The organism is Blautia hominis (assembly GCA_002270465.1).
In the GTDB taxonomy this organism is placed as follows: Bacteria; Bacillota; Clostridia; order Lachnospirales; family Lachnospiraceae; genus Blautia; species Blautia hominis.
This window is the reverse complement of the sequence record NQOF01000035.1, coordinates 1-240: the sequence shown is the minus strand read 5'-3', so window position 1 is coordinate 240 and position 240 is coordinate 1. Positions and strand designations below refer to the sequence as shown.

Below are 240 nucleotides of genomic sequence, written 5' to 3'. Positions count from 1 at the left end.
TGTAGGCTAAGTGCAACAGTAGGAGCTATCGTGAAAGCTTTCGAGAATTTTATTGCAGTCATCGCGCCGGTTGTACTTGCATTTGCTCTAATGGATCCCTTTTCAATATGTGGTAAAGCGGAGTTTATCTCACGTCCGTATCTTCCTGGTTCCACTGTTTTTAAATACGCCAAAAAAGCCTGCCGTAAGCAGACTTAAAAAACACTCATTTTATTGCCTATGCACTGTATTTTTCATAGC

Annotated in this window: 1 protein-coding gene; it reads left to right on the top strand. The window is 40.8% G+C overall.

Annotation, left to right across the window (positions count from 1 at the left end):
* Window positions 1-198, top strand: a 198-nt coding sequence (locus CI595_RS26500) for a hypothetical protein (RefSeq protein WP_205728131.1), incomplete at its 5' end; no start/stop codon positions are given.
* Window positions 199-240: the final 42 nt, after the last annotated feature.